Annotated in this window: 9 protein-coding genes and 1 pseudogene; 3 read left to right on the top strand and 7 right to left on the bottom strand. The window is 68.8% G+C overall.

What is annotated here, in order from left to right:
* Nucleotides 1-42: 42 nt before the first annotated feature.
* Entirely contained in the window at nucleotides 43-4,062 is a 4,020-nt protein-coding gene (locus OG904_RS05675; protein WP_405488010.1) for an FG-GAP-like repeat-containing protein, read from the bottom strand.
* Between the two features lie 1,242 nt (nucleotides 4,063-5,304).
* On the opposite strand from OG904_RS05675, the pseudogene OG904_RS05680 reads away from it, so the two are divergent.
* Nucleotides 5,305-6,216 (top strand): annotated as a pseudogene (locus tag OG904_RS05680) (putative T7SS-secreted protein).
* Nucleotides 6,217-6,394: 178 nt separating this feature from the next.
* On the opposite strand, the gene OG904_RS05685 reads toward OG904_RS05680, so the two are convergent.
* Together OG904_RS05685 and OG904_RS05690 are read right to left on the bottom strand one after the other, a co-directional pair.
* Complete coding sequence (locus OG904_RS05685) at nucleotides 6,395-6,880, bottom strand: hypothetical protein (protein ID WP_405488012.1); 486 nt, start codon at nucleotides 6,878-6,880, stop codon at nucleotides 6,395-6,397.
* A 334-nt stretch (nucleotides 6,881-7,214) separates the two neighbouring features.
* On the bottom strand, nucleotides 7,215-7,451 hold the full coding sequence (locus tag OG904_RS05690; RefSeq protein ID WP_405488014.1) for a hypothetical protein: 237 nt from the start codon (nucleotides 7,449-7,451) through the stop codon (nucleotides 7,215-7,217).
* A 707-nt stretch (nucleotides 7,452-8,158) separates the two neighbouring features.
* Between OG904_RS05690 and OG904_RS05695 the strand changes: the two genes are divergently transcribed.
* Nucleotides 8,159-9,424 (top strand): YrhB domain-containing protein, encoded by a 1,266-nt coding sequence (locus tag OG904_RS05695; RefSeq protein ID WP_405488016.1) that lies wholly within the window; start codon nucleotides 8,159-8,161, stop codon nucleotides 9,422-9,424.
* A 152-nt stretch (nucleotides 9,425-9,576) separates the two neighbouring features.
* On the opposite strand, the gene OG904_RS05700 is transcribed toward OG904_RS05695, so the two are convergent.
* Complete coding sequence (locus OG904_RS05700) at nucleotides 9,577-10,005, bottom strand: hypothetical protein (protein ID WP_405488018.1); 429 nt, start codon at nucleotides 10,003-10,005, stop codon at nucleotides 9,577-9,579.
* A 71-nt stretch (nucleotides 10,006-10,076) separates the two neighbouring features.
* Here OG904_RS05700 and OG904_RS05705 point away from each other — a divergent pair, with 71 nt between their 5' ends.
* Complete coding sequence (locus tag OG904_RS05705) at nucleotides 10,077-10,730, top strand: hypothetical protein (protein WP_405488020.1); 654 nt, start codon at nucleotides 10,077-10,079, stop codon at nucleotides 10,728-10,730.
* Nucleotides 10,731-10,754: 24 nt separating this feature from the next.
* Here OG904_RS05705 and OG904_RS05710 read toward each other — a convergent pair whose 3' ends face one another.
* Genes OG904_RS05710 through OG904_RS05720 form a run of 3 tightly spaced genes read right to left on the bottom strand, consistent with a single transcriptional unit; the run spans nucleotide 10,755 to nucleotide 16,398 of the window.
* The gene (locus tag OG904_RS05710; RefSeq protein ID WP_405488022.1) at nucleotides 10,755-15,422 is read right to left on the bottom strand and encodes a putative T7SS-secreted protein; all 4,668 of its coding nucleotides are present in this window, start codon (nucleotides 15,420-15,422) and stop codon (nucleotides 10,755-10,757) included.
* Nucleotides 15,422-15,988 (bottom strand): hypothetical protein, encoded by a 567-nt coding sequence (locus OG904_RS05715; protein WP_405488024.1) that lies wholly within the window; start codon nucleotides 15,986-15,988, stop codon nucleotides 15,422-15,424. Before OG904_RS05715 ends, OG904_RS05710 begins: the two co-directional genes overlap by 1 nt.
* Nucleotides 15,988-16,398, bottom strand: coding sequence for an SseB family protein (locus OG904_RS05720; protein WP_405488026.1), 411 nt, complete (start codon nucleotides 16,396-16,398; stop codon nucleotides 15,988-15,990). Before OG904_RS05720 ends, OG904_RS05715 begins: the two co-directional genes overlap by 1 nt.
* Nucleotides 16,399-16,461 lie beyond the last annotated feature (63 nt).

The following is a 16,461-nucleotide window of genomic DNA, read 5'->3' on the forward strand; positions in this document are numbered from 1 at the left end:
GCAGGGGGCGGCGGCGTCATGTCTCCCGCGGAGCCGCGCGGGTCACACGACCTTCGGGATGCCGTTCCAGCTCTTGTCACCCCATGCGCTCACGCCGTCCAGGAGGTCGCCCTTGCCGTTGCCCTTGTACAGGTGCACGCTGCCGTCGAACCAGACGACCATCAGGTCGGCGATGCCGTCGCCGGTGAAATCGCCTCCGGACATCTGCTGGACGGTCTTCCACGTGTTGCCACCCATGACGACCGGGCGCTCGAGCTCGATCTGGCCGTCGCCCTTGCCCTTGTAGAAGTGCATGGTGCCGTCGTTCGCGACCGCCATCAGGTCGGCGATGCCGTCACCGTCGAAGTCGCCGGCGGGCAGCTGCTTGACGGTGAACCAGGTGTTGTCGCCGACGATGACGGGGCGCTCGGACTCGATCTGGCCGTCGCCCTTGCCCTTGTAGAGGTGCATGGTGCCGTCGAACCATTCGGCCATCAGGTCGGCGATGCCGTCTCGGGTGAAGTCTCCGGCGACGAGCTGCCTGGTGGTGCCCCACGTGCTGCCGCCCGTGGCGACGGGGACGCTGTCGGTGATGCCGCCCTTGCCGTCACCCTTGTAGAGGTGCATGGTGCCGTCGAACCAGATGGCCATCAGGTCGGCGATGCCGTCACCGTCGAAGTCGCCCTTGGCGAGCTGCTTCGTGGTCTTCCAGGTGGTGCCGCCGAGCAGCTGGGTGGATGTTCCGGCCAGGCCCTTGACCTTGTCGCCGGGGTAGCCGTGCAGCGTGCCGTCGGTCCAGATGGCGGCCAGGTCGGCGATGGCGTCGCCGTTCAGGTCGCTGCGGATGGACGTGTTGCTGGCCCACAGGGACTGGCTCTTGACGTCGTAGACGACGAGGTTGCCCCGCGGCTGGAGGAGTGCGTAGCCGCCGGGGGCGCTGGTCTTGGACTCCCAGAGCCTGGTGGTCCGGTCGGCCTTGTAGACGGCGAGGTTGCCGTCGCTCTGCATCATGGCCACCGCACCGGTGTTGCCGCCGGTGCCGGTGGACCACATGACCTTGCCGGTGCCGGTGGTGACGGCGAGGTTGCCGTCGGCCTGCATGGTCAGCTTGGTCGAGCCGGAGCTGATCGACTGGCCTGAGGCGAGCGTGGTGCCCGCGGGGATGAGGGAGCCGCCGGTGGTGCCGTCGATCAGGAACCTGCCGGCGAAGGACCAGTTGTCGGCGGCCGGGGCCGTGCCGACGAAGCCGTACACGGAGTTGTAGGCGTCCCGGGCCCACAGGTCGGGCAGCCCGTCGCCGGTGACGTCGCCGACGGAGCCCATCGACGGGTAGGCCGCGGCGGAGACACCGCCGCCGATCTTGACGCGGCCGGCGGGGTCGCCCCAGGTGGCGGGGTTGAAGTTGCCGTCCGGGCCCTTCTTGCCGTAGCTGCGCAGGACGTCGCCGCCGGCGTTGTCGCGCAGCCACAGGTCGGGGATGTTGTCGCCGTTGAGGTCGCCCGGGGCGATCACGGTGAACTTGTCCCAGTCGCCGTTGCCGACCAGGACGGGCTCGCGGATCGTGTCGAGCATGTGGGCGGCCCGGTTGCCGTAGTACGCCCAGAGCTGCTTGCCCTGCTTGACCAGCAGGTCGGGCTGGGTGTCGCCGTTCAGGTCACCTGCCGCGACGACCTGTTCGGCGTTCGACCAGTGGTCGTCGCCGTTCCAGTCCGGACCGAAGTCGCAGCCGAGGTCGGGGTCCTTCACCGGGCAGCTGACGGTGAGCTGCGTGGGGGTGTCGGAGATGACGCCCTGGCCGTTGTTCGGGTAGGTCCAGAGCTTCTTCTTCTTGTCGATGCTGTCGTACCGGAGGGCGACGAGGTCGTTGTAGCCGTCCTGGCCCCAGTCGCCGCGGGAGTCGACCTGGTTGCCGTCGAAGGACTTGCCGCCGTTGGTGGCGGTGGAGAACTTGCCGTTGCCCTGGCCTGCGTAGGTGAGCAGGGTGCCGTTGGAGTCGACGGACCAGATGTCGCGGTTGCCGTCGCCGTTGAGGTCACCGGGGCCGTCGCGGTTCAGGGAGCGGCTCGCGTAGTAGACGTACGTGGCGATGTCGGAGCGGTTGCCGGCCTTGTCGACGCTGTAGGCGTACACGAAGTGCGGCCCGTAGCCCGGGGGCGTGATGGCGGCGGAACCGCCGGGCATGACGGACTTGACGACGGGGTCGGAGTCGGTGAAGTAGGCGATCTCCGCGACGTCGGGGATGCCGTTGGGGTTGAAGGAGAAGGTTCCGGCGGTACGGGCCTTGCCGGTGCCGCCGGCGGGCCAGCCGTTCTCGCCGTTCGGGAACTGGGTGGAGCTGATCACCGGGGTCTTGCCGGGCCGGGTGCGGTCGATCGTGAACTTGCAGGTGTCCGACCACTTGGAAGTGGCGCCGTCGGCGTCCTTCGCCTGCACCTTCCAGGTGTAGTTGCCGCTGGGCAGGTCCCCGTCGGGCACGGCCCAGGTGGCGACCCTGCCCTTGGAGGCGGGGATCGACTGGGTCAGTGACGGGTCGGTGGCCCCGGCCTTGAAGACCTGGAACTCGGCGGACAGGTTGCCCGCGTCGGGGTCGTCGATCGTCGCGTAGAGACTGACGCGGGTGTTGCCGATCAGGCCGCCGGACGAGCACGAGGTGCGGGGGTTGGTGCCCGGGTCCTCCGGCCGCTTCGGCGGGTTGTTGTAGGTGGTCTCCAAGGTGGCGGTCTTCGGGTCGAACTTCTTCCACCCGAAGGTGTCGGACTCGTTGGAGGCGTAGAGGCCGAGATTCAGGCTGGCCCAGCTCTTGGACGCGGCCTCGCGCACCTTGGCGGTGGCGTCGAACTCAAGGTTGCCCGCCGCGCAGTCGTTGCTCCAGCCCTTGGCGTCGTTGACGGTGGAGAGCTTGTCGTAGCGGGTGGGCTGGTGTCGCCAGGTCGTCTTGGACGAGATCTCCCCGACGCTCCACAGCTCCACCGGGCGGGACTGGCAGGACCAGGACCAGACGTTCTTGATGCGGAACGTGGACGACTTGACCTGCGCACCGCGGATGTTGCCGGTGTCCATCTGGAAGAAGGACCGGGACAACCCCCTGGTGTCGTTCTCGTACCCGACCCGCACCACGTCCTTGGAGTTCCAGAAGGAGGTGTCGGGATAGCTGGTGTAGACGCGCGTCCAGTTCTGCCGCTCGCCCCAGGCCCAGGTCGGGTCGATGTAGACCGGGTACTTGGTGTCGGTACCGGTCAGCAGGGCCTGGACGGGCTTGATCTCCAGGGTGCCGTTCGACACGGTCGTCGGCATCTGGGCGTCCTTGGCGCCGGGTGCCGGATCGAAGGCGTCCGCGGGCGTCTCCCCCACGCTCGCAGACGCGGCCGGGGCCAGGGACTTCGCCGTCTTGGCCGACTTGGCGGTCTGCGGGGCGGGTGCGGAGGTCGCGGTGGTGGAGTCCCACATCAGCGGGGTCGGGCTGGTGAAGACGGTCTGCCCGGCCGGGTTGACCGCGGTGATGGCGCCGGTCTCGGTGTCGGTGGAGACCTGGAGGCCTACGGTGTCCACCTTGTACTTCAGCGAGGCCAGTTCGGGGTTCTTCGCCGCGTCCGCGGTCTTGACCACGAGCAGCTGCGAGAAGCCCTCCACCTCGGCCTTGAGCTGGAGGTCGACACCGGGCAGTACCTCGGCGTACGTGGCCACGTTGGCGTTCAGCGTGGGCTTGGGCAGGGCCTTGGGCCAGGTCAGGCCGAGGCTGCGGCCGTCCTTGACGCCGGACAGCAGCGGGGCCGTGCCTCCGCCGGAGAACGTCACCGCCACTGAAGCGGCCTTGGGGACCACGCTGCCGTTCGCCGCGAACACCAGCGACGGATCGGTGGCCACCCAGACGCCGTCCCGCAGAACGCGCACCGGAGTCCCGTAGCGCTTCACCGACCACGTGCCGTCCGGCAGCGCCCAGGTGTCCGAGGACTCCGTGCGCGCCGACGTCAACTCGTACGGCTTGCCCGTGGACTTCGCCTGCACCAGCGCGTAGTCCTCCTCTGACTGCGAGCCGTCCTCCACCGGGCTGGAGGTGCCGGCCGAGGCTGTGGTGGCAGGCAATGCGACAATCCCGGACGCAAGAATTCCGGTTATTAGGACTCCGGAAAGCGAGCGCACACGCGCCCGTTCCCCGAGTCGCATTCTACGAGCGGAGCGCAATGCATCCATCCTTAAGTGGGCGATCATTCGAAGCGACCATATACGGCGCGACCTGCAACACCTCTGACCCGGTTACGAATACACCGAAATGGCCACATCCGGCGATCACGGCGATTCCGATACGCACCGGTTGACCAGGGGCCATGCGGTCACCGCAGGCGGGAGAGGGCAGTAGCTGTGCGGAGTGCCGGTTGAGCGATGACGCTCATGCCGGATCGCCGGCCCGCATGGTGGCCTCGCCGATTTCGAGCCCGAAGATCCGCCAGCAGTCTGGTGACGGTCAGAAAGCGGAACGAATTCCACAAACCACCCATCACCGTTCTCGACCGTCAAATACGAAGCCACCGAAGCCCCATCACAACCGACCGCATGCAGCTCCCCTCGCACGTACAACCTTGACCGGCCTGACGACGCGGAGAGGAAAGGCCAACTTCCGGTTCTCGTCACCGACCCGTACACCGTGCTGCGACTGGACGAGGACTGGTCGTCGGCGCCCGTCGGACCGGGTGGCCAGAGGGACGTCCATGTGGAGCGGCCGACACCTCGACTTTCATCTTCCTGGACAGCTCCAGCCAGTCCTCCACGACCCGGGCATCGACCGCCATGGACCGCCGGCCCTGCTGCTTGCGGCAGCTGCTGTGAACACCCTTGCCGCCAAGGGCTGGAACCTGGCCTGGAAGATCAGGGTGACAGAGAGCCGTAGCTTCGGCCGGACGAGCTGGACTGGTGTCTGCGGATTGAATGGCGAAGACCTCAGCGGTCAGGGCGGCTTCGGTGAACGGAGCAGTGGTTGGCAGGTCGACGGTCGCAACTACTGGCGCCAGTGCGGGTGTCTTGCACGAGCAGGACCAGTACATCCAGGGCAGTTTCAAGGTGCTGACGAACTCTGCGTTGGGCAATCCGTACGCGTCGGAGAAGGAGGTCGTCGGCCAGCACTGGGGCGAGGTCGTCTCCGACAATCTTTACACGCAGGTCCGGGACGCTGATTACAGCCGGGAGTCCTTCGATCGAGCCAACGAGAACAGCAGGGAGGCCTGGGCGGGCACGGTGCGGGACTGGACTGCGGGGCGAGGTGGACGGGGCGGTCGACGCCTGGGTCGGTCCGGCGCCGCAGGAGCAACCGCAGTCCAGGGGTGAGCGCTGATGCCCGACTGGAGCGGTCTTCTGGACAAGGGTCTGGAGAAGCTGGACGACGGCTGGGAGTCGACGAAGAAGGTAGTCGGTCAAGGCGTCGACAAGGCCACGGACGGGATCGGTGCGAGTCTTGAGTACGTCGGTGCGGACGACTGGGCGGACAAGGTCGAGGACTGGGGCGACGGTTTCGCCTCAGATCTGGGGGCTTCGGTCAGTGAACAGCAACTGGGCCAGAGCGACCAGGCCAACGAGCTGGTGCACGGCAAGCCGATGTCGATACGGGAGTCGGCCAAGCACCTGAAGGACTTACAGGGTGCGTTCGACCGGGTCGGCGAGGGCATGCGGGCACTGGACTCGGGCCATTGGTAGGGGCAGGCCGCCGAGGCATTCCGCGGGAAGTTCGCGATGCACCCGACAAAGTGGCTGCACGCTGCCGATGCCTGCGAGGCGGCAGCGGGCGCACTGAACCGGTACGCGGAGACGGTGGAGTGGGCGCAGCAGCAGGCGCAGCAGCGCCGCCTGCCCCTGTCCGCCGTCGATCTCGTCCGCGACACGATCACCGTCCGCCGCGGCAGCCACACCCACACCGTGTACCTGGACCCCATCACCATGGAGCTCGCGGCGGACTGGCTGCACGAACGGCGCCGTACCTGGCCCAAGGCGCCCAACCCCCACCTGTTCATCACCAGCCACAGCGCTCACCATCCCGCGCTCATCCCGCTCAGCTACCTGGGACTGCGCGCGGCCTTCGACCAGATCGGCATGACCCCGAGGCAGCTCTGGAGCGACCGGGTACTGGACGAGGCCCGGGTGAGCGCCGACCCCGTCCACCTCATCCGCCTCTTCGGCATCCACCCGTCGACAGCCATGAAATACGTCGCGGCAGCCCACCCGGACAAGGCCTTCCCCAAGATCCGCTGACCGCGGCAACGGCCAGGGCCAGGGCCAGGTCGCGAGTGACCTCGGGTTTTCTCACAACTCAGTTCTCAGAACTCTTGAATGAGAACGGGTTGTGAGAACCGGTCCGGTGCCGGGGTGGCTTCGCGGTGTCAGAGGTGACCCGGGACGGCGTGCGGGTGCGGGGTGAGGGCCCCGTGGTTCAGGCGGCCGGGGTCGGGTCCGACAGGCTGACAATCACCAGGTCGGAGAGCCGGACCTGGTACCAGACGTCCCGGCTGGTGCCGTCCTCCCACCGCTGGGTGATGATGACCTTCATCTCGGTCTCGGTCTTGAGACCGTCCGTCGTCGACCAGGTCTTGGGGATCTTGTTCTCTCGCAGGACCGGGTCTGTCTTGTGTTCGGATCCCCAGACGGTGAGCTCCTTGTCGAGGTCGGCGCTGAGGAACTCCTCACGGACCTGGAACGGGGTCTGCGCGCTCACCTGGTTCACGGCGTCCAGGTACTTCTGGAAGAACTCGGCGACTTCCGCCGTCGCCCGCTCCTCCCTCATCGCGGCGGCCGCGGGTGCCGCCTGCGGGCTTTGTGCCTGCGCGGGAAGAGTGAACAGGCCCGTGCCGACGACCAGCGCCGCGGTGCAGACGCCGATCGCCGCGCCACGCAGCTTCGTACGGTGGAGGTGGAACATGGGCAACTCCTTCGGGGTGGATGATCCGGGTAGACAAAGCACTCAATCAGTACTTTCCTGCCCTGCGGTAGTGGCCCTGCGGGGACATCCCGCCCCTCGCCCGCGCCGGTCCGGGGGAAGGTGCCGTCCCGCCTACGGGAAGAACGGTTTCCGCGCACGCTGGGACAAGCCGCTGACGAAACCGCCCGAACAGCCGGTAGTACAAGACCCCGCCCCACGCGCCCCTGGCAAGAAGAAGGGCCGGCACCCCTCGCCCGCGACCGTCATGCGGATGCTGCGCGAGTATGACGAGAAGTCGGCGGTGACGGCACCGGCCGAAGGCTGACCTCGGCCGTCAGCCGGGCCGGGACCGGAGGTCAAGACGGCCCAGGCCGAGCGCGTCGGGCAACAGCGTCTCGGGGATGCCGGAGCCGATCAGGAACCTGCGGTCCTGATCGAAGTCCTCCAGGCTGCGGCAACGCAAGGTGATGATCCACAGGAGCTGGCGAGCGGTGTCGGCGTCGGTGCGTGCGAGGTCGAAGAACGCCTCGACTGCCTCGTGGAACTGACCCCACGCCGAACCTGGGACCACGGGCGCCCCCGCGGCCTCCGACAGCAGGGACGGGGGTGGTTCGCAGTCATAGACGGGCCGGTACGCCTGACAGGCCAGGAGGACGCCGGGGCCCCGCGCGCGATGATCTCGCCGGTTCGGATGAGGTCCAGTGCGATGGCGGCGGCTTCTTGCATCGCTCCTGCTGCGGCTGACCGAGTCCTTCATAGGGACGCCAGATGTTGAGGCCGGCCCGCGGCGGTCGCCCTGCGACGTGCCAGATCTGGTGGACGGCCGCGGCGGAGGGTGCTCGGAGCACGGGCTGGGCGAGCAGCCAGGGCAACCGGCAGCCGATGCAGTCGGTCCGCCGGGCCACCGTTTCAGATCCTCCGCCGTCGCCGATCTGCTGCCCAACCCGGCGGCCGCCGACCCGGGCGCCCCGGCCCCGGACCCGCCGTTCTCTCTCACATGCCGGGGAGGTCTCGGCTCCGGAACCTGCACGCCGAACGCCGTCAATTGGTAGAGCACGCGCGGGTTCCGGGTGTTCGAGCTCCAGGATTCTGCGAACCTGCGCGCTTCCAGGTTGGAGACACTGAACGTCAGCGAAATCGCTCATGTCCCCTATCGCTAGCACTGTCAGGAACCAGAGATGCTCACGTTGAACGAGGCCGTGGAAGCGGCACGCCCTTACCTTGCGCAGGCATTCGCCCACGAGCCGTGGGCAGTCGTCGTCCAGCCTGGCGCGGACGGTGCGTGCCGAGCCGCGGCAGATGGCCCTGCGATGGTTGCTCACCACCTATCGCGGCTTGGTCGAACTGGCGGGCATCGAACCGGTCGCCGAGGATGCCGGTACGTGGTTGTTCGCGTGTCGGTCGATTGAGCAGCCGGGATATCCCCGGACCCCCATGCTGGCCGCTTCCGTGGTGGTACCCAAGGACCTTGGGGTGCCGTTCCACCCGGCGGCCGATGATCCTTGGAGCGATGCCGCGGCATACACGCAGAACCCGGTGGAACGTGATCCGGAGGAGCAGGCGCGGCGACTTAACTCTCGTGGATGCGTGGTCACGGTGGCCGCGGCCATCGCGGGCCGGCCGTCGTCTCCGCTGTCTTGGCAGCCGGCGCACGAGGCGCCGGGGTGGTGGCAGCTGCTGCTACGGCGCTACTTCCCCACGGCCGAGCAGTTGCACTGCGCCGACTGGGACGAGGTGATCACGCAGGCTGAGAAGTCCGGGCCCGGCACACAGGGCGTGGTGTGGGTGCGGCGGGCGATCGGCGGTACCGAGGTCAGCGGCCACCTCGTGTACGCACACAACAACCACGGAACCGTGGTGTTCCTCGACGGGATGACCGGTGGTCTGGCGCGACTGGACACTGTCGGACTGCGGGAGCTGGTCTTCGCCCGGGTGAAGACCGCGGTTCCCCGGTCAGCCGGTGACCTCGCGGCAGCCCGGATCAAGGGCGAGGAGTGGCTCAGGACCACGTACACGGATCCCGTAGAACTGGTAGCGCCCGACGCCCGAGACGAGACGGCCCGAGGGTGGCTGTTCGCCTGCCAGACCACGGCGGCCTTGCGTAGCCGGGACTGGCGCCACTCGATGCTCGATGCCGCCGTGGTGGTGCCGAAGGGGCCCGAGGAGCCGTTCCTGCTGCCCAACTCCGACCCCAGAGGATTCCTCGACGCCTGGAACCGGGGCGAGACGACGGGACCGACGCCCGCCCCTGGGGACGCCGACTGGTTCGACTCCACGATGGCGAAGCTGGGCCCGGTTCTGGAGGTCAGCGAGTTCTCGACGCTCACGGAGGCCGTCCGGGCCGTCGCCGCGCTGCCGGTCGGCGGGCGGGCGCTCGTATGGGTGCGACGCCAGGACGGCCGCGGGCGCGAATCCACCGGTCTGCTCCTCACCGGACTCCACACTCACGCCGGTCACGTGGGCCTCGTCGACGGATCGGCCGAGGAGCTGCGAAGCCTGGATACGTTCGGGGAGTCCGGGGTGCGCGTGATCCGCTATCGCTGACGCCGGAAAGAGCGTGCCCTGCGGACCACGCCGGGATCCGGGGACGGAACCGCAGTGTCTCAGCCGTGGTTGGTGCTCTTGCTCGGGCATCCGCCATCGTGGGCACCGCACCGCACCGCACCGCACCGCACCGCACCGCGCCCCACCGCACCTCATCCGAGGCTGACACTCCAGATGTCCCCGTGGCCCGGCCAGGCGTCCCGCTCATCCTCACCGTCGACGACCAGTACGGACACCTTGGTGTCCGGGTTTCGGTATTCCAGGTAGTCACCCTGTGCCGTGCACTCCAAGGCTGCCTCGTCCAGACCGGCGGCGGCGATCGCGCCTCTCACATCCGACCATGCCGTGTACGGCTCGAAATCCACGCCCGTCGCCGAGCCCCAGTCGGCCGCGAGGGCGGGATCTCCGGGCAGTCGGTGCAACTCCAGCGAGCCGCCCGTCAGAACCCGGTCGGGCTCTGCATCTCGTCCGGGCCGACGTGGATGCGGGCACCCTTCGTGGCCCAGTCCGGTGGCGGGCCCCTTGCCACGCAGAGGGCCGACACGCCGCGAGAGCGGCTCGGCGATGGCGCTGACCTGCACCGACGTCAGGACTCCCCCTCGGACGCAAGCCCACGGTGCACCCGGCCGGAGGACCGTGCACACTCGTCACCATGCCGAGTACCCCGCACCTTGCCTCCTCCATCGACATACACGCCCACCTCATCGATCAGCTGAACAGCGTCCTGCGCCGGCCTGCGGCCTACGGCGACCTCGACACCGCCATCTGGTTCCTGATGGACCACCTGCTCGTGGCCGAGCAGCGGGATCCCGGAGCCTGGCAGGAGGAGCAGTCCCGCCTCACCGAGGTCGGCGCGTGGTACACGGACGGAGTCCAGGGCGCCTTCCGAAAGCTGCTGCCCCGGGACGCGGCCCGCGACACCCACACCGCTTCGGTCTATGCCGAGTTCGCCCACCGCCGGGGCTGGCTCACCGCAGACCGCCTCTTGTCGAACTCCGAGTACGAGGCGATGCGCGACGCGCTGCCCGGCTGGTGCGCCGTGGACCGGGACTGGCCGGACGTCACCGCCGAGTTCGGCGAACCGTCCGTCGTCATCGGCGGCCCGAACCCCCGGGTCAGCAAGGCTCTCGCCTATGCCACCGCGACACCGGGGGACCCCCTGCTCGTCCTGCACCTCTGGAACGACTACGACTCCGGGCTCTCGCAGCCGGCCCTGCTCGCCGCCCGGGTCGGCGGGGACCTGCTCCCGGAGTCGTTCACGTTCACACCGCTCGGCGGAGCTCCCGACGGGCCCGGCGGAGGTTGAGACCGGCCGATGAGGCGGCGGCGGTCAGTAGAGCTCGTCTCCCGGCTGCTTGTCCCAGTACTTCCTCGCGTTCGCCTTCGTCGAGTTTCCATCGATCTGGAGGGAGCTGTCGAAGTACGAGATGATCTTTCCGGTCGTACGGTCCCTGACGCTGAACTCGTTCGTCGACGGGTCCCACCGGTAGATCTTGTTCTTCAGGATGCTGTCCTTCTCCCGGACGCCTTCCTCCCGCGGGCCGTTCGTGAACCTGTCCGCCTCCAGCGCGTAGTCGTCCTCGTCGTAGATGTTCAGGTCCCGGGCGTGGTCGTCGTAGTGCTGGCGCAGACCGGCCGGGCTGGTCCAGCCGTCGCGTGCCTTCTTGATGTCCGCGTCGAGTTCTTCGCACCCGGGATCCGGCGCCAGGCCCAGCAGGTCGAACCAGGTGAACGGATTGCCGACGTAGGCGACCGGATTCGGCGCCGGCCGCAGGCCCAGCGGGTCGGGGGAGAAGTAGCGGGCCGTTTCCGGGTCGTACGTGCGGAAGTAGTTGTGATGAAGCCCTGATTCCACGTCGAAGTACTGGCCCGGGAAACGCAGCGGCGTGTACGCCGTCGCGTCGCGGTTCCACGTGGTGGCGCCCCAAACCGTCGAGCGGCCGCGCCAGGCGATCTTCCCGTCCTCCCCGACCAGCTCCTTCGGGGTGCCGATCAGATCGGTGACGATCGCGAAGAACCGCTCGTCCACCACCTCCTGCGAGGCGTCGGCGATGCGTTCCGTCTGGGTGAGCGGGTGGTGGCCGTCGTGGTTCCAGGTGAGGATCACCGCCTTGGCGCCAGGGCCGTCGGCGATCGCGGCCTGTTCGCACAGCGTCGTTCCGTCCCAGGTGAAGAGGGTTTCCTCCACGACCTCGGGCACCACACCGGTCGGCGCGAGCCGCTGCTTGGCCGTGCGGCGGCCCAGTGCGTCGTACCGGTAGCGCCAGTGTGTGCCGTCCGGGGTCACGACGGCCGCGAGCCGGCTCTCGGCATCCCACTCGTAGCGCCAGGTGTCCGGCTTGCGGGACAGTCTGGTCCGCTGCTGGAGGACCACCCGGCCCAGCTCGTCGTGCTCGTAGCGCACCCGGCCCGCCCGGGTGATCCGGGTTCCCGTGTACTCGCGTTCGCCGCGCGCCTCTGCTCCGGGATGTCCGTCCGGCCAGGAGGCCGAGGACTGGTTGCCCGTCCCGTCGTAGCCGTAGCGCTCCGACCAGCCGTCCGCTTCCACTGCCGTGACCCGCCCGAGCGCGTCGAGCGTGAAGGTCCGGTCACCGTTCAGGGCGTCCTCGATCCCCGTCAGGAACCCGTCGTCCCGGTAGCCGTAGTCGCGGCGCTGCAGGACGGCTCCGTCCGCGCCGGTCACGTGCTGCTCGGTCACCCGCCCCCGGACGTCGAACCGCTGAGCCACGGTGAGGGCCCGGCCGACGGTACGGCTCACCTCGCGGCCCGCCGCGTCGCGCCCGAAGGCGACGGTCCGCCCGGAGGTGGTGAGCTCACCGCGCCGGCCGTCGGCGGTGAACTTCCACAGGCTCCGCGCCCCCGTGGGGGTCGTTCGTCCCACGCGTCTGCCGAGCTCGTCGTAGGCGTACGAGAGCGTGCGGCCGTCGACCGTCTCCGAGAGCAGCCGCCCGTGCCGGTCCCGCAGCCTGGCCAGCGTGGAACCGTCGGGGGTGGTGGCCGCGGCCAGCTCGTCGAAGACGTCGTACTCGTACGTCGTGACACCGTCCGGGGTCTCCTTGCGGATCACCTGCCCCAGCGCGTTGCGCTCGAAGGCCACCATCTGGCCGGGGCCGTTCGTCCGAGACGAGAGCTGCCCGGAGGCGTCGTAACCGGAGTCGACGGTCCGGCCGTCGAAGTCCGTCTCCGAGACCAGCCGGCCCGCGGCGTCGTACGCGTACGTCCACGCGGAACCGTCCGGGCTCGTCACCCGGACCGGGCGCAGTTCGGCGTCGTAGGCGAACTCGTACCGCAGCCCGTCCGGGGTGGTCCGTGCCGACATCAGGTCGAAGTCGGTGTACTCGTACACCGTCGTTCCACCTGTGGCGTCCGTGTGGGTGAGGCAGTTGCCCTCGCCGTCGTAGGTCCAGGACTGCTCGGTCCCGTCCGGGGCGATCCGCCGGGAAGGCTTCCCTTCCACCGTCCACTCCATGCGGGTGACCGCGCCCAGCGGATCAGTGAATCGCACGACCCGGCCGAAGGCGTCCCGTTCGAAGCGGGTGACCGCGCCCAGCGGGTCCGTCACCCGGTACGGCAGGCCTGCGGCATCGGAGTCGATGCGGACGACGGCCCCCAGCGGATTCGTCTGCGCGACCAGAGAGCCCCGCTCATCGTGCTCCAGCACGGTCGTCGACCCGGTCGGCGAGGTCATCGACGTACGGTTGCCACGCTCGTCGTAGGTCTGCCGGAAGACCCGGCCGTCGGGGTTCACCACCCGCGTCGGAAGACCGAGGCCGTCGTACTCCATCCTCCCCACGCGCCCGTCCGGACGCTCCAGGGCCGTGAGCAGACCGCGCTCGTCGTAGGAGCGCCGGGTGACGCGGCCGAGTGCGTCCGTTTCCATGACCGGCAGGCCGCGCCGATCGAACGCGAGGCGCGTGACGGCGCCGAGGGCGTCGATCGACGCGACGACACGGCAGGAGTCGTCGATCAGATAACGGCGGACGTGCCCCTCACCCGTGGTGGTCGTGGTGACCCGCAGGCCCGTCCCCGGGTCGACCGTGTCGTAGGCGAGGGTGAGGGACAGCTGCCCGTCGGTGCCGCCTTCGGCGACGCACCGGTCCCGGTCGTCGTACGCGTAGGTGAAGCGGCGGTCGTTGGTGTCCGTCCACGAGGTGATGCGGCCGCGCTCGTCGTAGGCGAGGCGCAGCGGGCGGTCCGAGGAGTTGACGACCTCGGTGAGGTTTCCGTCGGTGTAGCCGTACGCGAGGATGCGCGGGCCGCCGGTCAGGTGGAGGGCCGTGACGCGGCCCCCGGCGGTCTCCAGGCGCAGGTGGTAGCCGCCGCTGTGGGCGATGCCCAGCGGGGTGCCCTCGGTGTCGTACTCGAAGGTGATCGTGTTGCCGTTGCGGTCCTCGACGCGGTCGATGACCGCGTGTCCGTACCCGTCACCGTCATCCCCGGTGCCGGCGCCGGCGGGAGCGACGAAGAACCGGGTACGGCCCAGGGCAGGATCGGTGACCGCGTAGTCACCCTCAGGGGTGCGATCCAGCGTCCATCGGGGACCGACGGTGGCGAACACCGGCACCCCGGGGGCGGGGTGCGGGTAAGGGAGGACCAGGCCGTCGGCGGTGACCAGGACGACGCCCTCGGGGTCGATCTCCAGGTGTTCGTCGATGGTGGAGGACCAGGAGGGGCCGAACCAGCGGCCGGCCGTGTAACCGGAATCGGCACGGCGGGTGAAGACCAAGGGCAGGGTCCCGGGCAGGACCACGTCCGTCTGCGGCAGGAACATCCGGCCGGTCGCCAAGTCGACCGGGTCGGTCCCGTCGCACCGCTTGTCGCAGTCCGGCTTCTCCCGCTGGTTCGGACCGTCCTTGTCCAGGCCCTTGCGGCCGGGCCCCTTGAGGTCGTCGAGGTGTTTGGCGGCGGAGCCGACCTTCTTCAGGGCGCCCAGGCCCTTGGAACCGATGAGTTCGGGAATCATCTTGCCGATGCCCTCGGAGGGGTCCTTCATGAACTCGTCGAGCATCTGCTTGCCCGCGCCCAGCGGATCGTTGGCCATCGTGACCAGACCCGCCGCCGTCGAGTTCAGGTTCGTCACGTACTCGGCGGGATGCGTCAGGTTGTACGGGTCCATCGGGTTCAGCGCCCGGGCGAAGTTCAGCATGCCGGCCGTGCCCTTGAGGATCCCGCCCGTCAGATGCGTCTTGGCAAGGTCCAGGTAGTCCATGGCGTCGCCGAGCTGCTCGGCGTACGAGGGCTTCGGCGGGGCCGCGTCGCGCGCCGCGCGCACCGCCGTCCGGACCGTCTCCGCCACGTCGTTGCGCTGCTTGCGGGCCGTGTCGAGCTTGTCCTGCGCCGCCGTCGCCAACGCCTTGCCCGGATCGGTGAACTTCTCCGACGGACGTGCCGGCAGCGGGTCCTTCTTCGCCTTCAACGCGTCGTTGTAGGCGTCCACCAGCTTGTTGTGCGCGTTGCGGGCGTCGGTGGAGGCCTTCTTGGCGTTGTTGTACTCCTCCAACGCCTCCTTCGCCTGGCCCTGCGCCCACTCCACCGTCTCCGCGAACCGGCCCATCGCCTCCGCGGCCTTGCCGAACGCGTCAGCCGCCTTGAACCAGCGCGGGGGCTCCTTCGCCACCGCCTCCCGGAACGAATCGGCCGCCTTGCCCTTCAGCCCGTCCGGCTCCCCCATCCCCTTCAGGCCGTTGCCGACCTTGTCGAAGGAAGCCTTGAAATCGTTCAGATGGGAAACCTGCGCCCGGATCTTCGAGACACTGCCGTAGACCAGCTTCTTCGGGTCCTCGGTCTGACCCAGCTCGAGCTCCGCCACGTCCGCGCCGAGCTGGTTGGCGGCCGAGCGGCTCTTGTCGCGGATCCAGTCACCGGCGTCGTCCAGACCGACGTCCTCGGCGAGATCTGCCGTCTTGTCGCCGGCCCACTCGATCGCGTCGCCGACCTTCTCCGCACCCTCCTCGACAACGTCCTCGACCACGTCCGGAACGAAATCCCGCCACCCCATCAGCGACCGCCCCCGTCACGCTTGGCCTGCTCCAGCAGGTCCTTCAACGAACCGATCTTCCCGCTGGACGTCAGCTGCTCCCCCGTGTCCGACCAGGTCTTCTTGATGTCCTCGCCGCTCTTCTCGAAGGACTCCGCGCTGTAATCGGGCATGTAGGTGTCAGCGGAGAAGATGTCCCCCCAGGACTTCTGCTCGATCTCGTCCTCGGACGCGTGCGGATTGCCGAACGCGGCAGCGTTCGCGACCACCTTGAACGAGCCCTGGAGGTACTGCTCCTCCTCCCACACCGTGCCCGCCGCGATCCCCAACGACTGTGCGAGGGTGCTCGCGTTCTGGATCAGACTGCGCACACCCCACTCCCAGCGCTCGCAGAAATCCTCGAAATCCGTCGCCAGACCCGCGTGCCCGGCCTCCATCCCCGTCATCGACAGGTTCTCGAACCCCGCACCCTGCGAAGCACCGGCCGCATCCCCCGACTCCCGCAGCTCACCGATCGCCGCCCGCAAACCGTCCTGGACGTTCTTGACCGCCGCCGGCGAAACCTCAAGATCCCCGTCACCCGCCATCAGGCCGCCTCCCCGTCACCGGCAAGATCCACCGCACTGCCATCCGGCACGATCCCCGCGACCGGTGGGAAGAACATCGACCCGTCCGCATCCGCGACGTTCACCGCCACACCCGCAGGACCGTCCGCCATCGGAACCACCACGTCGACGAGACGGGCGCCCAGCACCGAGAGGTACTCCCACTCCCGGCCGGCTTCCGCCTCACCGCGCGCCGCCGCGAACCGCGCCAGCGCCTCCTCGTCCGTGAACGCGTAGACCCACCGGATGCCCCCCGACACCGCCGACATCAGACCGCCATCGGGGCCGTCGGCGAGCGGAACCAACAGGGCGGCCCGCCGGAACTCCCCCAGCAGACGGCCCGGATCCCCCGACCCGTCCCGCATCGCCGCGATCTCTGCGGTCAGTTCCATGGGCTGCATCCCCTCCAGCGCCGGTCAGCGTCCTAGCTGAACACACTATCGAGGACCCCGCCG

Source organism: Streptomyces sp. NBC_00096, from assembly GCF_045041305.1.
Lineage (GTDB): Bacteria > Actinomycetota > Actinomycetes > Streptomycetales > Streptomycetaceae > Streptomyces.